This window comes from Pseudomonas sp. LA5 (genome assembly GCF_028640825.1).
Lineage (GTDB): Bacteria > Pseudomonadota > Gammaproteobacteria > Pseudomonadales > Pseudomonadaceae > Chryseomonas > Chryseomonas aestiva.
Window position 1 is genome coordinate 219,095 of record NZ_JAQYZY010000037.1, and the last position, 22,610, is coordinate 241,704.

Genomic DNA, 22,610 nt, shown 5'->3' on the forward strand with positions numbered 1-22,610 from the left:
TCGTTCCAAGACGCCTGCCGCGCTAGGACAGCCGTCCCGGCAACTCGATCCGCATGACCGTGCCGCCACCCTCGCGCCCCAGGGCGACGATGCGGCCCTGATGCGCCGCGCAGATGGCGCGGGCGATGGACAGGCCCAGCCCGCTGCCGCCCAGATGGCGCGCCCGGGAGCTGTCGGCGCGCCAGAAGCGGTGGAAGACCCGCTCACGGTCGGCTTCGGCGATGCCCGGGCCGCGATCGCGGAATTCCAGCACCAGTCCCTCTGCCAGAGCCCGCTGGACGATCTCCAGTTCGCCGCCGCTGGCGCCATAGCGCAGGAAATTTTCCAGCAGGATGTTGAGCAACTGGCCGATGCGATCGCGGTCGGCGTACAGCCGTTGGCGGAGATCCAGTTCCAGGTGGAGTCGTATCGCCTCGGCCTGCAGCTGGGGCGCGAACCAGGCCAGTCGCTCTTCCACCAGCGCCGCCAGGGCGAAAGGTCGCTGATCCAGCGCCAGTTGCCCGGCCTCGGCCAGCGACAGGGTGTGCAGATCGCCGACCAGGGTGTTGAGCAGGTCGAGCTGGCGCTTGACCATCTGCAACTGGCGGGCATCCGCGGGAAAGACCTCGTCGAGGATGCCCTGCACCCGCACCGAGGCGGCGTTGAGCGGGGTGCGCAGCTCATGGGCGAGGATGGCACTGGAATCCCGTACGTCGCGTTCGTATTGCTGCAACCGCGCGGTGAGGCTGTTGAAGTCCAGCGCCAGGCGGCGCAACTCCGCGGGTGCCGTCTCGGCCACCTCCAGCCGGGTGTCCAGATCGCCCGACGCCACCCGCCGCGCCGCCGCGGCGATGGTGGAGAACTGGCTCGACAGCGGGCGTGACAGCCGAAAGCCGGCCAGCAGGATCAACGGCACGGCTGCCAGCACCAGACCCGCCAGCACCCACCAGTCGCGGCTGGCGATACCGGGCAGGAAATAGCGCACCGGATAGTAGTGGCTGAACAGCGCCCAGAGCCTTGCCTCGTTTTCCTGCGGATCGGCGCGCAGCTGGAGGATCTCCGCCCGCGCCGCCTGGGGCACCTGGCGCAGCACCCACCAGTCGCCGAAGAGAAACCAGAGGTACATGCCGGCGGCGATCAGCAGCACCGCGCCCAGCGCCAGCAGGCTCATGCGCCAGCCGACCCAGCGTCCCAGCGGGGCCTGGCGCTTCATGAAAAGCGATAGCCGATGGCGCGTACCGTCACCGGCACGCCGGGAATGCCGGCCGCCTCCAGCTTGCGCCTGAGGTTGTGCAGGTGGGTGTCCACCACCCGCGCCAGCGCCTCGCTCTCCGGCAGGCAGCGCTCCAGCAATTCCTCGCGGGTAAAGGCCTTGTGCGGGGTGCGCATCAGGGTGGCGAGCAGGCCGAATTCGGTAGGCGTCAGCTCCAGGAGGCGTGCCTCGACCGTGGCGCTGAAACGCTCCAGATCCACCGTCAGGGCGCCATGGCGCAGCCAGCGGTCATCGCGCGGGGCCTGATGACAGCGACGCAGCACCGCGTGCACCCGCGCCACCACCTCCTTGGGGTTGTAGGGCTTGACGACATAGTCGTCGGCGCCATAGCGCAGGGCGCCGAGCTTTTCCGGCTCGTCACCGATGGCGGTCACCATGATCACCGGGGTATCCCCGGCGCGGCGGATCTGCGCCAGCACCTCGGTGCCACCGAGGCGCGGCAGCATCATGTCGAGCAGGACCAGATCGGGTCGCTCGCGCTGGAACAGGTCCAGCCCCTGGCGGCCGTCCTCGGCGAGCATCACCGTGAAGCCGTCGCGCAGCAGATAGGCCTCCAGCACGCTGGCGCTGTCGGCGTCGTCTTCGACGATGAGTATGAGTTTGTCGCCCACGTCCGCTCTCTTGATCGAATCTCGACAATTCGCCGAAGGAATCTTGATTCGGCGTCCCTAGGCTGCGATCCATGCCTTGCACCGGGTCTGCCTGCCATGCCTTCACTCGCCGCTTCCGTCACCTGCCCGCTGCTGCTGATCAGCCTGCTGGGCCTCAGCGGTTGCTCACTGATTCCCGACTACCAGCGGCCGGCACTGCCGGTGCCCGCGAATCTGGGGCAGTGGCAACGGCAGGATGCGGCGCCCGCGGCGGTCGTCGACCTCAGTCCGGAAGAGCGCCAACTGCTGGCCGCGGTCAGCGCTGAAGCCCTCCTGCCAACGCTGGCGAGCCAGGCGCTGGCGGGCAATCGAGACTACCGGATAACCCAGCTCAGGGTCGAGCAGGCGCGGGCGCAACTGGGAGCCCGCCAGGCCGAGCGCTGGCCCATCCTGGGCCTGGCGGTGCAGCGTCCGCGTCAGCGCTTCGCCGATCCGGCGCTGGACGAGCGCTACCAGCAGGACCTGGCCACCGCCACCCTGGGCGTGGACGCCTTCGAACTGGATTTCTTCGGCCGCGTGGCCAGTCTGGGGGAAGAAGCCCGCCACCAGCTGCTGGCCAGTGCCTATGGTCAGCAGGCCGCGCGCGGCGCCCTGGTGGTCGAGGTGGCGCGCTTCTTCCTGCTCGCTCGCGAGGCCGATGCCCAGGTCGCCAGCGCCCAGGCGATGGCCGCGCTCAGCGACCAGCTGGTGCGGCGGACCCAGGCGCGCATCGCCGCCGGCGAGCTGGCTCCGGCCGCGCTGGAGCCCCTGACCCAGGCCGCTCTCGAGGCGCGCCAGCAGCTGCAACAGCGGCTGAGTCAGCGCACCCAGGCCTATGGGGCGCTGGCCTGGGTCACCGGCTACCGGCTGGCGCCCTCGCCCGGCGCTGCGCCTGCCCTCGCCGGTCCTCCGCCGGAGCTGTCCGGCGAGTTGGCCGACCTGCCCTCCAGCCGCCTGCTGGAGCGTCTCGACGTGCGCGCCGCCGAGGAACGTCTGCAGGCGGCCAACGCCAGCATCGGCGCGGCCCGCGCCGCCTTTTTCCCGAGCATCCGCCTGAGCACCGCGGTGGGCCTGGCCAGTCCGCAATTGCAGGATCTGTTCAGCGCCGGCCATGGGCTGCGACTGCTGACGCCGTCGCTGTCCCTGCCGCTGTTCGACGGCGGGCGCAACAGCGCCAATCTGGATGCGGCCAAGGCTGCTCGCGACCTGGCCCTGGCCGCCTACGAACGCACCCTGCAGGACGCCTTTCGCGAACTGGCCGACGGCCTGGAAGAGCGCCGCCTACTGCTCGCGCAGCGCCAGACCCTGGACGCCCAGCTGCAACTGAGCCACCAGCGCCGCCAGCGCCTGGCGCACCAGTGGCAGGCCGGGGCTGGCGATCCCGGCGCCAGTCTGCAGGCCGGTCTCGACGACCTACGCGCCGGCGAGACGCTGCGCCAGACCGAGCAGGCGCTGCGCCTCAATCGCCTGCGCCTGCACCGCGCCCTGCACGGCCTGGACCACCCTTCCGCCACCTGAGAGGACCTGCCATGACCCGCACCCCCCTGCTGCCGCTGCTGCTCTGCCTGACGCCCCTGGCCGGCCAGGCGGCCGACGCCTCGCCCTGGGGCGACCACACCGATGTCAGCCTCGGCCTGGTGGCCGGCGCGGTCAGTCGCTACCTGGGTTCGGCCGACTATCGGCCGCAGCTGCTGCCCCTGGTGGTGGTCCAGCGCGGCCCCTTCTTTGCCGACACCAGTCGTGGCCTCGGCCTGCAATGGCAGTCGGCCCAGGGGCTGACCCTCAGCGGCGCCCTGAACTACGACGTCGGCCGCGATGACCGCGACAACGCCTCGCGGCCAGGCGCCGACCGGCTGCGGGGGATGGGCGAGGTCGACGGCGCCACGGTGCTGGACCTCACCCTGAGCCAGGCCCTGGCGCCCTGGCTCAGTCTCAACGCCGAGGGCGAATGGCGGCTGGCCGGGGCCCAGCGCGGCACTCGCTATCGCCTGGGAATGGAAGCCATCGGCCTGCACACCGACCAGGACACCCTGGCGCTGGATCTCGACGCCCATGCCGGCGACCGCCGCTTCAACCAGACCTATTTCGGCGTCACCGCCGCCCAGAGCGCCGCCAGCGGCTTCGCCCCGGCGCGTCTCGACCAGGGCATCTATGCCTATTCCGCCGCGCTGAACTGGTTGCACACCTTCGATCCGCACTGGAGTTCGGTGGCGACCCTGACCACCACCTATTACGGCGACCAGGCACGCGACAGCCCGCTGCGGCAGCGCGCCACCGCCACCACCGCCCAAGTCGCCCTGACCTACAGCTTCTGATCCTGGAGCCCGCCATGCCCGGCCCGCGCCTGACCTCCGCCCTCACCCTCCTCTTGCTGCTCCCCCTGCTGGGCGGCTGCTCACCGGATGAACGCCCCGGTCCGGTGCCCCTGCGCACCGTCAAGCTCGCGCCGGTCGCCCGGCTGACGGCCCAGGCGCCGCTGCTGCCCGGCCTGGTGCGCCAGCCGCGCAGTACGGCGCTGGCCTTCGAGAATGGCGGGCGGGTGCTGCGGGTGGCCGTGGACGTGGGCGCCCGGGTCGCGGCCGGGCAGGTGCTCGCCGAGCAGGATGGCGAGCCGGCGCGTCTGCGCCTCGACCAGGCCAGCGCCCGGGTGCAGGCTGCCCGGGTGGAGCTGGATCAGCGCCGCGCCGGGCAGCGACGGGCACGGCAGCTGTTCGCGGAGGGCAACCTGGCCAAGGCCGAGCTGGAAGGCGCCGACGCCGCCCTGGGCGCAGCCCAGGCGCAGCAACGGGGCGCCGAGGCGGAGCTGGCGCTGGCGCGCCGCGCCCTGGCCCAGACCCGGCTGGTGGCGCCCTTCGCGGGCCAGATCGTCCTGCGCGCGCCGGAGCCGCTGCGGCTGGTGGGCGCGGGCGAGACCCTGCTCGGATTGCAGGCCGAGGGTGAACGCCAGGTGGTGGTGCAGGTGCCAGCCGCCCTGGCCCAGGGGCTGACACCCGGCGCCCAGGCGCAGGCCTATGCCACGCGCGACGGCGCGCCTCTGGCGCTCCGGCTGATCGGTCTTTCGCCGCGCGCCGAGCAGGGCCTGCTACAGGAAGCGGTCTTCGCCCTTGGCAGCGAGGCGCCGGCCCTGCCCAGCGGCAGTCTGCTGGACGTGCGCCTGCCGCTGCCGGCCCAGGCGCAACTGGCCGTGCCCCTGGGGGCGCTGCTGCCCGGACAGCGCGGCACCGCGGGTCAGGTCTTCGTCTACCAGCCGGAGACCCAGCAGGTGAAGCCGCGCCCGGTCACGGTGGCGGCCCTGCGGCAGGACCAGGCGCTGATCGCCAGCGGTCTCGCCGAGGGCGAGCGGATCGTGGTCGCCGGCGCCGCCTTTCTGCGCGCCGGCGAGCATGTGCTGCCCTATCAGCCCAGCACCGTGCTCACGGGGGAGTAGGCCATGTCCCTGACCGCTTTCGCCCTGCGCCGGGGTCGCCTGGTGCTTTGCATCGCCCTGGCCCTGTTGCTGGGCGGGATCTACGCCTTTCTCGGCTTTCCGTCCCAGGAGGAACCCAGCGTGACCGTGCGCGACGCCCTGGTCAGCGTCGCCCTGCCCGGCCTGCCCAGCGACCGGGTGGAGGAACTGCTGGCCAAGCCGCTGGAAGACCGGCTGCGCGAATTACCCGAACTCAAGACCCTGGTGACCACCCTGAGACCCGGGCAGGCCATCATCCAGCTCACCGCCCGGGACGAGATCAAGGACCTGCCGGCGCTCTGGCAGCGCGTCCGCAACAAGGTCGCCGAGGTGGCGCCAGGCCTGCCCGAGGGTACCCAGGGCCCGCGGGTGGACGATGATTTCGGTCGGGTGGCGGTGGCGTCCATCGCCGTGACCGCGCGCGGTTTTTCGCCGAGCGAACTGCGCCGCGAAGTGGAAGGCCTGCGCCGCGCCCTCTATGGCCTGCCCGGGGTCGACCGTATCGCCCTCTATGGCCTGCGGGACGAGCGCGTCGTCCTGACCCTGGACGCCACGGCGCTGGCCCGCCTGGGCCTGTCGCCCCAGGCGCTACTGGCGCAATTGCGCACCCGTAACGAACTGGTCAGCGGCGGCAGCCTGCGCGCGGGAGAACGCGTCCTCAGCCTGGCCATCAGCGGCGAACTGGCCGATCCCGCCGCGCTGCGCGCCGTGCCGATCCAGCTGGGTGAAGGCCGCGCCGTGCCCCTGGCCGAGCTGGCCCAGGTGCAGGTCGAGCCCGAGCAGCCAGTACGCAGCGCCGCCTTCTATCGAGGCGAACGCGCCCTGGTGCTGGGCATCGCCATGACCCCGGGCCGCAACGTCGAAGCCTTCGGCGCCGCGCTGCACGACCGGCTGGAGGAGTTGGCGACCACCCTGCCCACCGGCTTCGCCCTGCATCGGGTGACCTTCCAGGCCGAGGTGGTGCACCACGCCATGGCGCGCATGCAGCACGTGCTGATGGAAACCATGGTGATCGTCATGGCCGTGGTCATGCTGTTCCTGGGCTGGCGCCTGGGGCTGATCGTCGGCGCCATCGTCCCGCTCACGGTGCTGGCGACCCTGCTGGTCATGCGCGCCCTAGGCATCGAATTGCAGACGGTGTCCATCGCCGCGCTGATCCTGGCCCTGGGGCTGCTGGTGGACAACGGCATCGTCATCGCCGAGGACATCGAACGGCGCCTGCGCGCGGGCGAAGCGCGTCGCGCCGCCTGCGCAGCCGCCGGCCGGACCCTGGCCATCCCGCTGCTGACCTCCTCGCTGGTGATCATCCTGGCCTTCTCGCCCTTCTTTCTCGGCCAGACCAGCACCAATGAATACCTGAGGTCCCTGGCCGTGGTGCTGGCGCTGACCCTGCTGGGCTCCTGGGCGCTGAGCCTGACGGTGACACCGCTGCTCTGCCTGCGCCTGGTGCCGGACCCCAGCCATAGCGGTAGCAGCACCGACAGCGCCCTGCACCGCGGCTATCGCCGCCTGCTGGAGGTCCTGCTGCGGCATCGGCTGGCCTATCTGCTGGCCATGCTCGGGCTGCTGGCCCTGGCCACCCTCAAGGTGCTCAGCCTGCCCTACGACTTCCTGCCGCCCTCGGATCGCAACCAGTTCCAGATCCCCCTGCAGCTGGAACCGGGCACCTCGGCCCAGCGCACCCTGGAACTCATGCAGGGCTTCAGCCGCTGGCTGGGCGAGGATGCCGATATCGTCGAGAGCATCGGCTACGTCGCCGAGGGCGGACCACGCATCGTGCTGGGCCTTAATCCGCCGCTGCCCGGTCCCGATATCGCCTATTTCACCGTCACCACCCGCCCGGACGCCGATCTCGCCCAGGTCATGGCCCGGGTCGGCGAGCAGCTGACCCGGGCCTATCCCGAGGTGCGCGCCCAACCTCAGCGCTTTTCCCTGGGCACCACCGAAAGCGGCCTGGCGGTCTATCGCCTGAGCGGTCCGGACGAGACGGTCCTGCGTCAGCTGGGTGCCAACCTCGCCGACCTGCTCGCCGCCGTCCCCGGGACCCGCGACATCCAGGACGACTGGGGTCCGCGCCTGCTGCGCTACCAGGTCGAGGTCGACCCGGCCCGGGCCCGCGCCGCCGGACTCGACCGGCGCGACCTGGCCCAGGCGCTGCAACTGGCCGGCGACGGCCTGAGCGGCGCCCAGCTGCGCGACGGCCAGTATCCGGTCGAGATCGCGGCGCGCAGCACGCCCCGCGGTGGCGATCCGAGCACCCTGCTGGTCTATCCCCAGGGCGGCGCCACGCCGCTACCGCTGGCGGCGGTGGCCCGGATCGAGCTGGCCAGCGAGGCCGGGGTCAAGGTCAGGCGCAACCTGCAGCGCACCCTCACGGTCAGCGCGCGCAACCCCGGCATGACCGCCGCCACCCTGGTCGCCACCCTCGCGCCCCAGTTGCCCACCCTGCAGCTGCCGCCCGGTTACCGCCTGGAGCTGGGCGGCGAGAGCGAAGATTCCGCCGCCGCCAACGACGCCCTGCTGCGCTATCTGCCGCTGGCCGCCGTGGCCATGCTGTTGCTGTTCCTCTGGCAATTCGATTCCTGGCGCAAGGTGCTGATCATCGTCGCCAGCATCCCCTTCATCCTCATCGGCGTGGCCCTGGCGCTGTGGCTGAGCGGCCATCCCTTCGGCTTCATGGCCACCTTCGGCCTGCTGTCCCTGGCCGGCATCATCGTCAACAACGCGGTCTTGCTACTCGAACGCATAGAAGCCGAAAGGCAGGCCGGCAAGCCCCTCGTCCCGGCGCTGCTCGACGCCGCCGGCGAGCGCCTGCGGCCGATCATCATGACCAAGCTCACCTGCATCCTCGGCCTCATCCCGCTGATGCTCTTTGCCGGTCCGCTGTGGACCGGCATGGCCATCAGCATGATCGGCGGCCTGGCGCTGGGCACCCTGGTGACCCTGGGGCTGATCCCGGTGCTCTACGGCCTGCTGTATGGCCGGCGCCAGGACAGCTGAACGAGGCACCGGCGGCGAGGCTGTCCCCCTCCCGCTAGCTCGGGCTCAGGTGGTGGCGCCCAGTTGCCAGGGGACGAATTCGTTCTGCCCGTAGCCGTGCAACTCGCTGCGGCTGCGCTCGCCCGACGCGAGTGCCAGCAACCGTTCGAAGATGAAGGCGCCGCGCTCTTCCAGGGTGGTGCTGCCGTCGACCAGGCCGCCGCAATCCACGTCCATGTCGTCGCGCTGGCTTTCCCAGAGGCGGGTGTTGGTGGCGATCTTCAGCGACGGCGTCGGCGCACAGCCATAGGCCGAACCCCGGCCGGTGGTGAAGGCGATGAGGTTGGCCCCTCCCGCCACCTGGCCGGTGGCCGAGACCGGGTCGTAGCCGGGGGTGTCCATGAACACCAGGCCCGGGCTGCGCACCGGCTCGGCGTAGCCATAGACCGCCATGAGATCGGTGGAGCCGGCCTTGATCACCGCGCCGAGGGATTTTTCCAGGATGGTGGTCAGGCCACCCGCCTTGTTGCCCGCCGAGGGGTTGTTGTCCAGGCTGGCGCCGAAGCGCGCGCAATAGTCTTCCCACCAGCGGATGCGCTCCACCAGGCGTTCGCCCACCGCCGGGCTGGCGGCGCGCCGGGTGAGCAGGTGTTCGGCGCCGTAGATCTCCGGGGTTTCCGAGAGAATGGCGGTGCCCCCGGCGGCCACCAGCATATCCACCGCCCGGCCCAGCGCCGGGTTGGCGCTGATGCCGGAATAGCCGTCCGAGCCACCGCACTGCAGGCCGAGGATCAGATGGCGGGCACTGACCGGTTCGCGCACCACCGCATTGGCCGCGGGCAGCAAGGCTTCCACGGCGGCGATGCCCCGGGCCACGGTGGCGGTGGTGCCGCCGCTGTCCTGGATATTGAGGGTGCGCAATCCCGCGTGCTCGCTGAGGTCCTGATCGGCCAGCAGCGTGGAGATCTGGTTGGCTTCGCAACCCAGGCCGATGAACAGCACCGCGGCGAAGTTGGGATGGGACGCATAGCCGCCCAGGGTCCGGCGCAGCACCGCCATGCCCTCGCCCTGGGTATCGATGCCACAGCCGACGCCATGGGTCAGGGCGACCACGCCGTCGACGTTGGGATAGGGCCCCAGCGCTGCGGGATGGACGTCGCGGCGGAAATGGTCGGCCACCGCCCGGGCCACCGTGGCCGAGCAATTCACCGAGGTGAGGATGCCGATATAGTTGCGGGTCGCCACCCGGCCATCCGGGCGGACGATGCCGAGAAAGCTGCGCTCGATGGGCGCTGGTGCGCCGCGGGCCTCGATCCCGAAGGCGTGCTCGCGGGTGAAGTCACCCATGGCCAGGTTGTGCACGTGGACATGGCTGCCGGCGGCGATGGCCTCGCGGGCGAAGCCGATGATCTGGCCGTAGCGGCGTACCGGCGCGCCTGCGGCGATGGCGCGCACGGCGACCTTATGACCGGCCGGTACCGGCTCGCGGACCTGCACGCCCTCCTCCGGCAAGTCGAGGCCCGGCACCAGCGCCTGGCGGGCGATCAGTACATCGTCTTGCGGATGCAGGCGCAGGGTGGCGCGGGCAGCGGCCGCGGCGCCGCTGCGGGTGATCAATTCCATAGGGGTCTCCACGTCAGCCTTCGAGGTTAGCCTTGACCGCGCCGGTGGCAGGGTCGGGCACGGGGTATATCCGAGAGACGCCGATCCGCATCAGTCACGCGCCTCGTCCAGCCGCCGCACGGCCTGTTCCACGCCGCGCAATTCCGCCAGGCCCTTGAGCCGGCCAATCAGCGAATAGCCGGGGTTGGTCCGTCGCCCCTGGTCGTCCAGCAGCTGGTGGCCGTGGTCCGGACGCATGGGCAGCCGCGCCCCGCCTGCGCGTTCACGGCGACGCTCCTCGCGTACCAGTTCGCGGATCACCCCGACCATGTCCACGTCGCCGTCCAGGTGATGGGCCTCGTGGAAACTGCGCGGATCCGCTTCGCGCCGGGTCGCCCGCAGGTGGACGAAGTGAATGCGCGGCGCGAATTGGCGGGCCATGGCCACCAGGTCGTTGTCGGCGCGCACGCCATAGGAGCCGGTACAGAAGGTCAGCCCGTTGGCCGGGCTCGGTACCGCGTCCAGCAGCCACTGGGCGTCGGCGGCGGTGGAGACCACCCGTGGCAGCCCCAGCAGCGGGCGCGGCGGATCGTCCGGGTGCACCCCCAGACGAATGCCCACCTCTTCCGCCACCGGCACCACGGCCTGGAGAAAGACCGCCAGGTGCTCGCGCAGCCGCGCGGTGTCGATGCCGGCATAGGTGGCCAGCAGGGTGCGCAGGTCGGCGACCGAGTAGCCCTCCTCGGCGCCCGGCAGACCGGCGATGAGGGTACGCACCAGCTCCTCGCGCCCGGCGTCGTCGAGCCCGGCGTGATAGCGGCGCGCGCGTTCGATCTCCGCGGCGGCGTACTCGGCCTCGGCGCCCTCCCGCTGCAGGATGCAGAGATCGAAGGCGGCAAAGGCGTCCTGATCGAACCTCAGCGCCCAGCCGCCATCGGGCAGTCGATGGGCCAGCTGGGTGCGGGTCCAGTCCAGCACCGGCATGAAGTTGTAGCAGACCACGTCGATACCGCACTGGGCGAGATTGCGCATGCTCTGTCGATAGTTGTCCAGATAGCGCTCGCGCCCCGGCAGGCCGCGCTTGATGTCTTCGTGGACCGGGACGCTTTCCACCACCGACCAGGTCAGTCCCGCCGCCTCGATCAGCGCCTTGCGCTCGGCGATGGCCGCCAGCGGCCAGACCTCGCCATTGGGAATCTCGTGCAGCGCCGTGACGATGCCGGTGGCACCGGTCTGGCGGATGTCGGCGAGGGAGATGGGATCGCGCGGGCCGAACCAGCGCCAGGTGTGTTCCATGTCAGACTCCTTGTTCGGTGAGATCGGCAATGGCCGCGGCGATACCCGCCGTGGCGATGCGCGCGTGGGCCCGTCGCACCGCGTCGCAAAAGACGGGTTGCGCGACCAGGGCCGGTGGAAAGACCTCGGCCAGCGCCAGCACGGCGTCCACCCGCGCCGCGCCAGCAGGCAAGGCGGCCAGGGTGGCGCGCAGGGGATCGTCCAGCGCCTCGCCCTCGCCTTCACCATAGTGAATCCAGGCCGCCACGCCGAGCGCGGTGCAGGCCAGCTCGCCGCCTTGCTCCAAAAGCCGCTGGGCACCCAGCAGCCAGCGCTGGGGCAGCTTCTGCGAGCCGTCCATGGCGATCTGCCGCAGGCGGTGCTGAAGGGCGTCGTTACGGAAGCGCGCGACCAGCGCCGCGGCGTAGGCCTGCAGGTCCACGCCCTCCGGCATGTCCAGGGTCGGCGCCGCCTCGCGACTCATGTAGCGGTGCACCAGAGCCGCCAGGCGTTCGTCGGCCATGGCCTCGGCCACGGTGCCGTGACCGGCCAGGCTGCCGACATAGGCCAGCAGCGTATGACTGCCATTGAGCAGGCGCAGCTTCATGGTCTCGAAGGGGCGGACGTCCGCCACCATCTGCACCCCTTCCCGTTCCCAGTCCGGGCGCCCTTGCGGAAAGCGGTCCTCGACCACCCACTGGCTGAAGGCCTCGCCCACCACGGCGGCCGGGTCATCGCAGCCGAGGTCGCGCAGCCGCGCGAAGGCCGCCTCGTCCATGGCCGGGACGATACGATCGACCATGCTGCACGGAAAGGCCACGGTGGTGGCGATCCAGGCCGCCAGCCCGGCGTCCTGGGCTTCGGCGAGGGACACCACTGCCTGGCGGGTCCGCTGGCCGTTGTCCGGCATGTTGTCGCAGCAGAGCACGGTGAAGGGCGCGATGCCGGCCGCGCGGCGCCGGCGCAGGCCTTCCACCAGCAGCCCCGGCGCGGTGCGCGGCGCCCGCGGTTCGGCCAGGTCATGGACGATGCCGGGATCGTCGCGGCGCAGGGCGCCGCTGGCCGGACTCAGGCAATAGCCTTTCTCCGTGACCGTCAGGGTGACGATGCGCACCCCGGGATCGGCCAGCCGCGCCAGCAGGGCCTCGCGCCCGGCCCCACCGTCGCCGGCGTAGAGCACCTCGCGCAGGGCGCCGATCTCGCGCAGCACCCCTTCGCGCCGGTTGCGGTATTCGGCCACGTGATAGCGGCCCTGCTGGGCGTTCAGGGTCTCCACCAGCGCCCGCCCCGATCTCAGGTTGGCGCTGCACAGGCCCCAGGCGCCGCCGCCGTGGCGGGCCAGGTTGCGCTCCAGGTAGACCGCCTGGTGGGCGCGATGGAAGGCGCCCAGCCCCAGGTGGACGATGCCGATGGCCGGCGCCGGATAGCGCGAGGGAATGCGTTCGAAATCGCTCATCGGACGCCTCCGGTAGCCAGCGTGGCGGGTGCCTCCGCCGGCCGCTCGGCCAGCGGCTTGACGAAGCGCGCCACGCACAGCGAACCGATCACGGTCAGGGTGCCGGCGAGCAGGAAGGCACTGGTGAAGGCGCCGGTGAATTGCACCAGATAGCCGGTCACCGCCGGGCCGATGATGCCCGAGGTGTTGGCCAGGAAGTGCATGAAACCGCTCACCCCGCCCACCCGTGCCGCCGGCACGGTGTCCTGGATGATCGCCCAGTAGATGGCGCCGGTCAGATAGAGGAAGAACACCGAGAGCGCCACCAGGGCCACCGCGGCATAGAGGGTGCTGACCAGGCCGGCAACGCCGATGCACAGGGCGCAGGCCAGCAGGCAGGTCACCAGCACCACCTTGCGCGAGAACATCAGGCGACCGGTCTTGCGGAACACCCAATCCGACAGATAGCCGCCCACCGCCAGGCCGATGAAGCCCAGCACCCAGGGGATCACCGTGGCGATGCTCATGTCCTTCACATTGAGGCCGTAGGCCTGGATCAGGTAGCTGGGGAACCAGGTCAGGAAGAAGAACAGGGTGTAGTTGTAGGCGAAGAACGCCAGGGCGGTGAACAGTACCGTGGGCTGGCGCAGATAGTACTTGAGCGGTCGCACCTCGGTATCCACCACGGCCACGGCGCGCTCCTCGGCGGCGATGTCGGCGGCCAGCTGACCGGTGGGCTTGTCCTTGATCCAGAGGTACCAGGCCACCGCCCAGACGAAGCCGATCAGCATGATGACGACGAAGGACACCTTCCAGCCGTAGGTCACCGCGATCACCCCGACGATGGGGCCGGAGATCGCGCCGCCCAGAGGCGTACCCGACATCGACAGGCCCAGGGTGCGACCCCGGTTGTGGGGCGCGTACCAGTTGTTGACCATCTTGCTGGTGGAGACGCTCAAGGGCCCCTCGGCCATGCCGAACAGCACGCGGATCACGATCAGCGCGGCGAAGCCCGAGGCCAGCACCGTCAGGCCGCTGAACGCCGACCAGAGCACCATGGCCAGCAGCAGCGTGGTCTTGGCGCCATAGCGATCGGCGGCCCAGCCGCCGATGAAGTTGAACGCCGCATAGCCGACGAAGAAGGCGCTGAACAGCAGCCCCATCTCCCCGGCGCCCAGCCCGAAGTCCTTCTGGATCAGGGGCGCTGCCACCGACAGCGCCGAGCGATCCAGATAGTTGACGACCCCCGCCAGGAACAGCATGACGAGTACCAGTCCACGACCTTGTCCAGCCATTTGTTACCTCCCGCTCATTGTCTTTATTCGGTAAGGCATCGGAGCCGCGCCCCTTGCGGCGCGCGCGTTGTCAGACGTTGCCACCCCACTGCACCAGCACCTTGCGCGTCTCCTCGGGATGCCTTTCGATCAGCTCGATGGCGCCCGGCATCTCCTGGCTGGCCACCTGGTGGCTGATCAGCGCCGCGGCATCCAGCTTGCCCGCCGCCAGCAGCTCGATGACCCGCGGAAAGCGGCCGTTGTTGAGCCGCGAACCCACCAGGGTCAGTTCCTTCTTGATGATCTCCAGCTGCACCAGCTCGCTGGGTGTGGCACTGAAGCCCAGCAGGCCGATGCGCCCGGCCGGCGACGCCAGCCGAACGATCTCCGGCAGCAGGGCCGGATGGCAGGCGGCGTCGACGATCAGCGGCACGCCCTCGCCGCCGGTGGCCTCGCGTATGGCCGCCTCGACGTTGGTCTCGCGGCCATTGAGGGTGCGGGTCGCGCCCAGGGTCCGGGCGGTGGCCAGCCGATCGTCCAGCACATCGGTCACGGTGATATCGGCGATGCCCAGCGCCCTGGCCATCTGCACCAGGGTCAGGCCGATCACGCCGGCGCCGTAGATGAGCAGGGAATCCCCGGGCAGAAACTGCATCCGCTCCAGCACATTGAGGGCGATGCTGTAGGGCTCGACCAGCGCGGCCTGGGCCAGCGGCAAACCGGGCGGCAGGCGATGGGCATTGGCCGCGGGCACGCAGACCTCTTCGCTGAAGCCGCCATCGCGGTGTACTCCCAGCACCTGCAGGCGACTGCAGACATTGGGCCGACCGATGCGGCACGGATAGCAGCTGCCGCAGGCGATCACCGGATCGACGCAGACCGGATCGCCCACCGCCAGGCCGCTCACGCCCGCGCCCAGCTCGCGCACCACGCCGGCGAATTCGTGGCCGGTGACGCGGGGAAAGCGCACGAAGGCGTTCTGCCCATGGATGATGTGCATGTCCGAGCCGCAGATGCCGGCATAGGCCACCCCGACGCGGACCTCGCCGGGTGCCAGCGTGGGTACCGCGACCTCTTCGATGCTGAATTCGTGGGGTGCTCTGACCTGAAAGGCTTTCATCCGGGATTCCTCGCTCACCAGTGCCACAGGGTGCCATCCACCAGCCGGTTCACCGGCAGGCTGGCGCGTTGGTACGGATACCGGGCGGCGAGGTCTTCATCGATGTCCACGCCGTGGCCGGGCACCTCGCCCGGGGTGAAATGGCCGTCCGCGAAGCGATAGGCATGGGGAAAGACCTCCTCGATGCGCGCCTCGTGGGGCATGTGCTCCTGGATGCCGAAGTTGGGCACCCAGGTGTCGAAGTGCAGCGCCGCGCCCATGCACACCGGCGACAGGTCGGTGGCGCCATGGAAGCCGGTGCGCACCTGGTAGAGCGCCGCGAGGTCGGCGATGCGCCTCATGTGGGTGATGCCGCCGGCATGCACCAGGGTGGCGCGGATATAGTCGATCAACTGCTCCTGGATCAGCTCGCGGCAGTCGTGGATGGAGTTGAACACCTCGCCCACCGCCAGCGGCGTGGTGGTGTGCTGGCGGATCAGGCGGAAGGCCTCCTGATTTTCCGCCGGGGTGCAGTCCTCCAGCCAGAACAGGTTGTATTCCTCGACCCTCTTGCCCAGCCGCCCCGCCTCGATGGGCGTCAGCCGGTGGTGCACGTCGTGCAGCAGGTGCAGGTCGTCGCCGAAGCGCTCACGCACCGCGGCGAACAGTTTGGGTACGTGATTGAGGTACTTGGCGGTGTCCCAGACGTGCTCGGCCGGCAGATCGCTGTCGGCCGGCTCGTAGCGCTCGCCTTCGCGCTTGGCCACGCCATAGGTGGTGGGAATGCCCGGCACGCCGCACTGCACTCGCACCGCGCGATAGCCCTGCTCCACATGGCGGGCGACCTCGTCCAGGCAGCTCTCGATGTCCTTGCCGGTGGCATGGCCATAGACCATCACCCGCTCGCGACTCTTGCCGCCGAGCAACTGGTACAGCGGCATACCAGCGGCCTTGGCCTTGAGGTCCCAGAGCGCCACGTCCACCGCGGCGATGGCGGTCATGGTGACCGGTCCGCGGCGCCAGTAGGCGCCCCGGTAGAGGTACTGCCAGATGTCTTCGATGCGATGGGCATCGCGACCGATCAGCGCTGGCAGCACGTGCTCTTCCAGATAGGCCACCACCGCCAGCTCGCGGCCATTGAGGGTGGCGTCGCCGAGGCCATAAAGGCCTTCGTCGGTGACGATCTTGAGGGTGACCAGGTTACGACCGGGACAGGTGACGATGACGCGGGCTTCGGTGATCTTCATGGCTTCAGGCCTGGGCAGTGAGAGCGGGAATCAGGGGCGACAGCGCCGGCATGGCCGCGCGCGGAATGAGCGCCCCGGGATGCTGGATGACCGTGGCCGCCAGGCGATGCCCCCAGGCGGCGGCCGCCTCGGGGGCCCCGCCCTGGAGGCGGCAGGCCAGGTAGGCGGCGCTGAAGGAATCCCCGGCGGCGGTGGTGTCCACCACCCGGGCCACGGCTTCGCCGGCCACCTCCTGGCGCCCCTGGCGATGCTGCAGCAGGCAGCTGCGCGCACCGCGCTTGAGCGCCACCTCGGCCACGCCCCATTCGGCGTACTGGGCGAACAGCGCCGCCTCGTCGGCGAAGCCGAACAGCGCGGCGTCGTCTTCCCAGGTCACCAGCGCCACATCGGTGAGGTGCAACAGCCGGCGATAGGCCGTGCGCGCCGCCTGCGGGTTCGGCCACAGCCGCGGCCGGTAGTTGTTGTCGAAGACGATGCGGGTGCCGGCGGCGCGCGCCTGGCGTAGCGCCTCCAGCAGCCGCTCGCGGCCGGTGTCGGTCAACACCGCGAGGCTGATGCCGCTGAGATAGAGCACCTGGTACTCCGCCAGGGCCGCCAGCAGCGGCTGGGCCTCGGCGCCGTCGAAACATTCCCGCGCCGCCGCCTCGCCGCGCCAATAGAGAAAGCGCCGCTCGCCGTCGGTATCGGTCTGGATCAGATAGAGGCCTGGCAGGCGCCCGGGCAGCACCCGCACCCGCGCGTCACTCAGCCCCTCCTCGCGCCAGCGGGCGCGCATGGCCTGGCTCAGGCTGTCGTCGCCCACCGCGGTGAGGTAATCGACCTGCACCGGGTCATCCCCGAGCAGCCGCCGCAGATAGACGGCGGCATTGAGGGTGTCACCGCCAAAGGCCTGGCCCAGCTGGCCATCCCCCTGACTGCGCAACTCGACCATGCATTCGCCGATGAGGCCGATGCGGGTCAGCGGGGACGAAACGAGGGGTAGCGTCATGCAGACTCCTGAAGGTGGTCCGGAACCCGCACGCGGCAGGCGGACACCGCCAGGCCGGTCACGCCGGGATCGAGGCGAAAGGTACGTCCGGCCAGGGGTTGCGCCTGGCGGGCGGACTCATCGAGGCCCACCCGGGCGGTGGTGATCAGCAGCTGCTCCAGGCGCTCGCCGTAGAAGGCGCAGGAGGTCACCCGCGCCACCGGCAGCTCCACCCAGGCGAGCAATTCGCCTGCGGCGCTCCAGCGACTCAGGCGGTAGCCGTCCCAGTGGGCAATCCACAGCGCCCCCTCGCTGTCCACGGCCAGGCCATCGGGCACGCCGGGCTGCTCGCCGAAGTCGATGAGGGTGCGCCCGCGGCCGAGCGCGCCGCTGGAGAGATCGAAATCGAAGGCCTGTACCCGGCGGGTGGGCGAATCTATGTAGTAGAAGGTGCGGTTGTCCGGACTCCAGCCCAGGCCGTTGGACACGGTGATGCCGTCGAGCATCGGCTGCAGCTGGCCATCCAGGTCCAGGCGATACAGCCGGCCGCCGCCGGGTGCCTCGTCGAGCAGCGTGGTACCCAGCCAGAAACGGCCGAGCGCATCGCACTTGCCGTCATTGAAGCGGTGCTGCGCTCCATGGACCGCCTGGGGCGGCTGCGCGATCGGCACCGGCTGAGAGGCACCGGCGGCCAGGCGCCAGACGCCATCGCTCAGGGCCAGCCAGGTGGAGCCGTCGACATGGGGCACGACGCAACCCAGCGGTCGGCCGAAGCCCAGTATGTCGACCGGGGCCGCGGGCTGGGGCGCCGCGCGCAACAGCCGCCCGGCGAGGATATCCACCCACAGCAGCCGCTGCTGCCGGGCATCCCAGACCGGGCCTTCGCCCAGTTCATCCCTATGGTCGAACAGGCACTCAGGTGGCGCCATGCCGGGTCTCCTCCACGAAGCGCAGCGGTATCAGCGCCAGCAGGCAGCTCAGGGCGAGCATGGCGTAGCTCCAGTGCCAGCCGAAATGCTCGATCACGTAACCGGCCACCGGCCCCACCAGAAAGCCCGCCAGGCCCAGCCCCACGCCGATGAGCAGCCCCAGGCCGCTGCCGGCCGCGCGCGGCGAGGAATCCACCGCCAGCGAATAGAGCACCACATAGGGCGAATTGCGAAACAGGCCCCAGGCCAGCAGCAGGGTCCAGGCCATGGCGCGGCTGTCGATGAACATGCACAGGGCGACGCAGACCGAGAAGCCGATGGTCAGGATGCCCAGGGCGAACTTGCGGCCACGGTGATCGCTCAGCGTCCCCCAGAAGATCTGTCCCGCCCAGCCCACCAGTCCCGAGGCGCCCGAGATCACCGCGGCCTCGGCCAGGCTCAGCCCCAGCTGGCTGGTGAGCTGGTAGGTCAGAAAGGTGGCCACGCCCATTTCGGTCCAGAGAAACAGGAAGTTCATCACCAGGCAGAGGCGCACGTTGCGCTCGGCGAAGGCCTGGCGCAGGTTGGTCAGCGGATTGCGCGAGACGGGCGCGGCGGTGTCGACCGGAACGGTCAGCCCCTCCTCGCGGATCCAGGCATAGACCTGCTCCTCGTTGCGCCGGCGGCCCAGGTAGAGTTGCAGCAGGATGATCGGCAGGCCGATCAGCGGGATCCAGAGAAAGGTGGCGCGCCAGTCGCCATTGGCCAGGATCAGCCCCATCAGGACCGGACCGACGAATTGCCCCAGCGGCATGCCGGTGTGGTGGACGCCGAGGGCGAAGCCGCGATTTTCCTTTTGCCAGAATTCACTGGCCACGGCGATGTTGACCGGCTCCATGGCGCCGGTGCCCAGGCCCATGGTGAATCTCAACACCTGCAGGGCGCCCAGCGAACGCGCATAGACGGTGGCGAAGGCCGAGCCTATGGTCAGGGCGCAGGCCCCCACCCAGCTCCAGGCACGGCGGTGGCCGGTGCCGACGCTGTCGGCCAGCACCCCCACCACCAGGGCGCCGATCAGGGTACCGACGAAACTCAGCGAACTGAGCCAGCCACCCTGGGCGGCGTCCAGTCCGAATTCCTGCATGATCGCCGGCAACACGGTAGGCAGCAGCTGGCGATCCACCGAGATCATCAGCATCGCCAGGGTGGTAATGCCCAGCATTTGCCAGGACACCGGATGGGCACGGGGCAACCAGCCGGGGGTACGAGCGGCAGGCGCCAGAGCGCCCGGGACTTTGGTCATGGATTTCATCGTCGCAGGTTCCGTTGTTGTTTTTGTTCGCACCCCCGGCGACCGCCAGCGGTGGAAAGAGACCCTTACGCGCGAAATACTTTGGAACGTTGTTCCATTCGCTGGAAGACAGTGTTGCTGGCCTTTCCTGCGTTCGTCAATCAGAATGGAACAGTGTTCCGGCAATCAGGCGACCGGCGGTTAGATGGAAAAGAATCAGATTCTCGGCAACGACATGGTCAGCGCCGTCGGGCGTACCCTGGCGGTGCTCGAAGCCCTCGGCGAGCGCGAGGACGACTGCGGCGTCTCGGAGCTGGCGCAGCAGCTGGACCTGTCGAAGAGCACCGTCCACCGCTTCCTGCAGACGCTCAAGGCCCTGGGCTATGTGGTCCAGGACGCCGAAGACCGCTACCGGCTGAGCGTCAAGCTGTTCGAACTGGGAGCCCGCGCCCTGCCCCAGCTGGAGCTGGTCCGCGAGGCCGAGCCGGGCATGCGCCTGCTCAACGACCTCACCGGCGAGACCGTCCACCTCGGCATCTTCGACGAGGGCGCCATCGTCTATGTGCACAAGCTCGACTCGCGCTACACCCTGCGCATGTATTCGCGCATCGGTCGGCGGGCGCCGTTGTATTGCACCGGGATCGGCAAGGTGCTGATGGCCTGGCGAGCGGAAGCCGAGGTACGCCAGATCCTCGCCCAGGAGACCTTTGTCCGCCGCACGCCCAACACCCTCGACAGCCTGGCCGCCTATCTGACGGAGCTGGCGCGGGTTCGTGAGCTGGGTTTTGCCGAAGACCACGAGGAATTCGAGGCCAACATGAGGTGCCTGGCGGCGCCGATCCGCGACCGCTTCGGCCAGGTCGTGGCCGGCCTGAGCGTGTCCTTTCCCTGCTTCCGCTTCCGTGAAGACCTCAAGGCCGAGTACGTCGAGCAGATGCTCGCTACCACGGCGCGCATCTCGGCGCAGATGGGTGCCCCGGCCCGCTAGCGCCGCCAGGGATCGCCGCGCCTGAAGCGACAGCTGCCTCGCAGCGCCCGGCCCTGTTCAGGGCGCACCGCCATCGTCAGACCAGTGGTCCGATGGGCGGCTCAGCCTTAAGCCGCCGCTAAGCCACCCCCTATAGCGTGTGATGCACATCACAACTCCAGCCCGGTGTTCCCTAGGGCCTCCTTCATGGTGACTGTCATGATGATGCGCACACTCAAGGTGGGTCGTCGGTCGGCCTTGGCCTTTTCGGTTATCGTAGCAATCGTCATCGCGCTTGGGGCCATCGCCCTGATCCAGATGCGGCAACTCAGGCAGGCGGAAATCGAGGTGGAGACGGACTGGATGCCCAGCGTGCGCCAGGCCGGGCAGATGACCGCGGCGCTGCTCCGATTGCGCCTCGAAAGCCTGAGAAGCCTGGGCACGCAGGATTCGGGGCGCAGGTCGGAAATGGCCACTGCACTGGTCGAGCTGCGCAGCCGCTTCGCCAAGGAAATCGCGGACTATGCGCCGCTGGTGTCCAGCGACGCGGAACAGCAGCTCTACCAGGCCGTACAGAACGGTGCCGCGGGCTACCTGAGCCTGCTGGACAGCTTCGCGACCCTCTATCGCAGCGGTGACCTGGCAGGCGCCACCGCCTTGGCCGATGGCAACATGCGGATCGCCGCCGACCAGGTACAGGCGCAGATCGAAAGCTTGGCCGCGCTGAACGACCGTGGTGCGGTCGCGTCTGGCATCGCGGCGGGCCGGATCTACGATCACGGCCTGGCCTGGGTCGTCGGCCTGATCCTCGCCACCCTGCTGGCCACCGTCGCCCTCGCCCTCCTGCTGACGCGCAGCATCACCGTGCCCATCGGCGAAGCCCTGCGCATCGCCCAGCGGATCGCCAACAAGGATCTCGCCGAAGATATCCAGGTGGCGGGCAGCGACGAGGCCGCCGGCCTGCTGACCGCCCTGGCCGGCATGCAGGCCAACCTGCGCGCCACCGTGGCCCATCTGGCGGACAGCTCCAGCCAACTGGCCGCCGCCGCCGAAGAGATGACCGCGGTGATCGACGACGGCAATCGCGGCCTGCTCAGGCAAAACGACGAGATCGGCCAGGTGGCCACCGCGGTGACGGAGATGAGCGTCGCGGTGGACGAGGTGGCACGCCATGCGGAGGAAAGCGCCGGCGCCTCGCAACGGGGCAGCGCCCTCACCCAGGCCGGCCTGGAGCACGTGGCCGCGACCCTGACCGCCATCGAACGACTGGCCACCCAGGTCGACCAGAGCAGCGGTCAGATCCGGACGCTGTCGGGTCGCGCCCAGGAAATCAGCAACGTCGTCGACGTCATCCGCGCCATTGCCGAGCAGACCAATCTGCTGGCGCTCAACGCCGCCATCGAGGCCGCCCGCGCCGGTGATCAGGGCCGCGGCTTCGCCGTGGTCGCGGATGAAGTCCGCGCCCTCGCCCATCGCACCCAGCAGTCGACGCGGGAGATCGAAGCCATGATCGGCACCATCCAGTACGATTCGACGGACGCGGTGAAGGCCATGCAGCAGAGCAGCCAGACCGCCGAGCAATCCCTCGCCGTTGCGCGGGAAGCCAATGGTGCCCTGCGGGCCATCGCCGGCGCCATGGGCGGCATCGATGAGCGCACGGCGCTGATCGCCACGGCCGCCGAAGAACAGGCGCTGGTGGCCAAGGACATCGACCGTGGCCTGATCAGCATCAAGGACCTGTCCGACCAGACCGCGGCAGGTGCCAGCCAGACCTCCAGCGCCAGCAACGAGGTGTCGCGCCTGGCGGCCGGTCTCCGGCAGGTGGTAGCGGAATTCGTGATCTGAACGGAGCCACCGGCTGGCGCTGGCGGCCAGAGCGGCGCCAGCCCGCGAACGATCGACCGGCCTTTTCTTCAGGCACAAAAAAAGCTGCCCTGGGGCAGCTTCTCTTGCGTCGTTCGGGCAGTTCAGAGGCCCCGGAACAACTTGTATGGCGCGGCGGACGGGACTCGAACCCGCGACCCCCGGCGTGACAGGCCGGTATTCTAACCGACTGAACTACCGCCGCGCATTGCGTGTACCTTGCGGAACACTTCCCGAAGAGTTTGGTGGCTGATGACGGGATCGAACCGCCGACCCCCTGCGTGTGATGCAGGTGCTCTCCCAGCTGAGCTAATCAGCCATCCCCTTCGGGTGACGCGCATTCTCCTCGTAGCTCCTTGATCCGTCAAGGAATTTTC

Annotated in this window: 17 protein-coding genes, 2 tRNA genes and 1 pseudogene; 7 read left to right on the forward strand and 13 right to left on the reverse strand. The window is 69.7% G+C overall.

From position 1 onward, the window contains the following. Positions 1-22 precede the first annotated feature (22 nt). Positions 23-1,192 (reverse strand): sensor histidine kinase, encoded by a 1,170-nt coding sequence (locus PVZ72_RS13035; protein ID WP_273862120.1) that lies wholly within the window; start codon positions 1,190-1,192, stop codon positions 23-25. Continuing rightward, entirely contained in the window at positions 1,189-1,863 is a 675-nt protein-coding gene (locus tag PVZ72_RS13040; protein WP_133860836.1) for a response regulator, read from the reverse strand. Before PVZ72_RS13040 ends, PVZ72_RS13035 begins: the two co-directional genes overlap by 4 nt. Before the next feature lie 96 nt (positions 1,864-1,959). On the opposite strand from PVZ72_RS13040, the gene PVZ72_RS13045 reads away from it, so the two are divergent. Genes PVZ72_RS13045 through PVZ72_RS13060 form a run of 4 tightly spaced genes read left to right on the forward strand, consistent with a single transcriptional unit; the run spans position 1,960 to position 8,326 of the window. Beyond that, positions 1,960-3,399, forward strand: coding sequence for an efflux transporter outer membrane subunit (locus PVZ72_RS13045; RefSeq protein ID WP_273862121.1), 1,440 nt, complete (start codon positions 1,960-1,962; stop codon positions 3,397-3,399). A gap of 11 nt (positions 3,400-3,410) precedes the next feature. After that, positions 3,411-4,196, forward strand: a complete 786-nt coding sequence (locus PVZ72_RS13050) for a MipA/OmpV family protein (RefSeq protein WP_273862122.1) — start codon at positions 3,411-3,413, stop codon at positions 4,194-4,196. A 14-nt stretch (positions 4,197-4,210) separates the two neighbouring features. After that, positions 4,211-5,308 carry an efflux RND transporter periplasmic adaptor subunit gene (locus PVZ72_RS13055; RefSeq protein WP_273862123.1) on the forward strand — a complete coding sequence of 366 codons (1,098 nt, stop codon included), beginning with the start codon at positions 4,211-4,213 and terminating at the stop codon, positions 5,306-5,308. Between the two features lie 3 nt (positions 5,309-5,311). Further along, positions 5,312-8,326: an efflux RND transporter permease subunit gene (locus tag PVZ72_RS13060; RefSeq protein WP_273862124.1), complete on the forward strand. Its 3,015-nt coding sequence runs from the start codon at positions 5,312-5,314 to the stop codon at positions 8,324-8,326. A 45-nt stretch (positions 8,327-8,371) separates the two neighbouring features. Here PVZ72_RS13060 and PVZ72_RS13065 read toward each other — a convergent pair whose 3' ends face one another. From PVZ72_RS13065 to PVZ72_RS13105, 9 genes are all read right to left on the reverse strand, one after another. Beyond that, entirely contained in the window at positions 8,372-9,928 is a 1,557-nt protein-coding gene (locus PVZ72_RS13065) for a UxaA family hydrolase (RefSeq protein WP_273862125.1), read from the reverse strand. Positions 9,929-10,018: 90 nt separating this feature from the next. Then, entirely contained in the window at positions 10,019-11,203 is a 1,185-nt protein-coding gene (gene uxuA, locus PVZ72_RS13070) for a mannonate dehydratase (RefSeq protein ID WP_273862126.1), read from the reverse strand. A gap of 1 nt (position 11,204) precedes the next feature. Continuing rightward, positions 11,205-12,638 (reverse strand): mannitol dehydrogenase family protein, encoded by a 1,434-nt coding sequence (locus tag PVZ72_RS13075; protein ID WP_187979507.1) that lies wholly within the window; start codon positions 12,636-12,638, stop codon positions 11,205-11,207. Beyond that, positions 12,635-13,912: an MFS transporter gene (locus PVZ72_RS13080; RefSeq protein WP_133860844.1), complete on the reverse strand. Its 1,278-nt coding sequence runs from the start codon at positions 13,910-13,912 to the stop codon at positions 12,635-12,637. The genes PVZ72_RS13075 and PVZ72_RS13080 overlap by 4 nt, the downstream gene beginning before the upstream one ends. A gap of 70 nt (positions 13,913-13,982) precedes the next feature. Beyond that, entirely contained in the window at positions 13,983-15,011 is a 1,029-nt protein-coding gene (locus PVZ72_RS13085; protein ID WP_273862127.1) for a Zn-dependent oxidoreductase, read from the reverse strand. Positions 15,012-15,025: 14 nt separating this feature from the next. Continuing rightward, entirely contained in the window at positions 15,026-16,237 is a 1,212-nt protein-coding gene (gene manD / locus PVZ72_RS13090) for a D-mannonate dehydratase ManD (RefSeq protein WP_187979509.1), read from the reverse strand. A gap of 4 nt (positions 16,238-16,241) precedes the next feature. After that, on the reverse strand, positions 16,242-17,225 hold the full coding sequence (locus PVZ72_RS13095) for a sugar kinase (RefSeq protein ID WP_273862128.1): 984 nt from the start codon (positions 17,223-17,225) through the stop codon (positions 16,242-16,244). After that, complete coding sequence (locus tag PVZ72_RS13100) at positions 17,222-18,133, reverse strand: SMP-30/gluconolactonase/LRE family protein (RefSeq protein ID WP_273862129.1); 912 nt, start codon at positions 18,131-18,133, stop codon at positions 17,222-17,224. The genes PVZ72_RS13095 and PVZ72_RS13100 overlap by 4 nt, the downstream gene beginning before the upstream one ends. Then, on the reverse strand, positions 18,120-19,415 hold the full coding sequence (locus PVZ72_RS13105; protein ID WP_273862130.1) for an MFS transporter: 1,296 nt from the start codon (positions 19,413-19,415) through the stop codon (positions 18,120-18,122). Before PVZ72_RS13105 ends, PVZ72_RS13100 begins: the two co-directional genes overlap by 14 nt. A gap of 193 nt (positions 19,416-19,608) precedes the next feature. On the opposite strand from PVZ72_RS13105, the gene kdgR reads away from it, so the two are divergent. The 3 genes and pseudogenes from kdgR (at position 19,609) to PVZ72_RS24260 (ending at position 22,215) form a co-directional block, all read left to right on the forward strand. Then, complete coding sequence (gene kdgR / locus PVZ72_RS13110) at positions 19,609-20,391, forward strand: DNA-binding transcriptional regulator KdgR (protein WP_133860849.1); 783 nt, start codon at positions 19,609-19,611, stop codon at positions 20,389-20,391. A gap of 204 nt (positions 20,392-20,595) precedes the next feature. Continuing rightward, positions 20,596-21,360 (forward strand): annotated as a pseudogene (locus PVZ72_RS24255) (MCP four helix bundle domain-containing protein); the annotation flags it as partial. 66 nt (positions 21,361-21,426) lie between these two features. Then, a complete protein-coding gene (locus tag PVZ72_RS24260) occupies positions 21,427-22,215 on the forward strand; it encodes a methyl-accepting chemotaxis protein (RefSeq protein ID WP_405046475.1) in 789 nt (262 codons plus the stop codon). Positions 22,216-22,361: 146 nt separating this feature from the next. Here the strand turns inward: PVZ72_RS24260 and PVZ72_RS13120 are convergent. Both PVZ72_RS13120 and PVZ72_RS13125 read right to left on the reverse strand, forming a co-directional pair. Beyond that, positions 22,362-22,438: transfer RNA gene (locus PVZ72_RS13120), tRNA-Asp, on the reverse strand. A gap of 38 nt (positions 22,439-22,476) precedes the next feature. Then, positions 22,477-22,552, reverse strand: a tRNA-Val gene (locus PVZ72_RS13125). Positions 22,553-22,610 lie beyond the last annotated feature (58 nt).

Bases quoted from the DNA above. Each gene is read 5' to 3' on its own strand.
- PVZ72_RS13035 (WP_273862120.1), bottom strand. From the start codon at position 1,192: ATGAAGCGCCAGGCCCCGCTGGGACGCTGGGTCGGCTGGCGCATGAGC.
- PVZ72_RS13045 (WP_273862121.1), top strand. From the start codon at position 1,960: ATGCCTTCACTCGCCGCTTCCGTCACCTGCCCGCTGCTGCTGATCAGC.
- PVZ72_RS13050 (WP_273862122.1), top strand. From the start codon at position 3,411: ATGACCCGCACCCCCCTGCTGCCGCTGCTGCTCTGCCTGACGCCCCTG.
- PVZ72_RS13055 (WP_273862123.1), top strand. From the start codon at position 4,211: ATGCCCGGCCCGCGCCTGACCTCCGCCCTCACCCTCCTCTTGCTGCTC.
- PVZ72_RS13060 (WP_273862124.1), top strand. From the start codon at position 5,312: ATGTCCCTGACCGCTTTCGCCCTGCGCCGGGGTCGCCTGGTGCTTTGC.
- PVZ72_RS13065 (WP_273862125.1), bottom strand. From the start codon at position 9,928: ATGGAATTGATCACCCGCAGCGGCGCCGCGGCCGCTGCCCGCGCCACC.
- uxuA (WP_273862126.1), bottom strand. From the start codon at position 11,203: ATGGAACACACCTGGCGCTGGTTCGGCCCGCGCGATCCCATCTCCCTC.
- PVZ72_RS13075 (WP_187979507.1), bottom strand. From the start codon at position 12,638: ATGAGCGATTTCGAACGCATTCCCTCGCGCTATCCGGCGCCGGCCATC.
- PVZ72_RS13080 (WP_133860844.1), bottom strand. From the start codon at position 13,912: ATGGCTGGACAAGGTCGTGGACTGGTACTCGTCATGCTGTTCCTGGCG.
- PVZ72_RS13085 (WP_273862127.1), bottom strand. From the start codon at position 15,011: ATGAAAGCCTTTCAGGTCAGAGCACCCCACGAATTCAGCATCGAAGAG.
- manD (WP_187979509.1), bottom strand. From the start codon at position 16,237: ATGAAGATCACCGAAGCCCGCGTCATCGTCACCTGTCCCGGTCGTAAC.
- PVZ72_RS13095 (WP_273862128.1), bottom strand. From the start codon at position 17,225: ATGACGCTACCCCTCGTTTCGTCCCCGCTGACCCGCATCGGCCTCATC.
- PVZ72_RS13100 (WP_273862129.1), bottom strand. From the start codon at position 18,133: ATGGCGCCACCTGAGTGCCTGTTCGACCATAGGGATGAACTGGGCGAA.
- PVZ72_RS13105 (WP_273862130.1), bottom strand. From the start codon at position 19,415: ATGACCAAAGTCCCGGGCGCTCTGGCGCCTGCCGCTCGTACCCCCGGC.
- kdgR (WP_133860849.1), top strand. From the start codon at position 19,609: ATGGAAAAGAATCAGATTCTCGGCAACGACATGGTCAGCGCCGTCGGG.
- PVZ72_RS24260 (WP_405046475.1), top strand. From the start codon at position 21,427: ATGACCGCGGTGATCGACGACGGCAATCGCGGCCTGCTCAGGCAAAAC.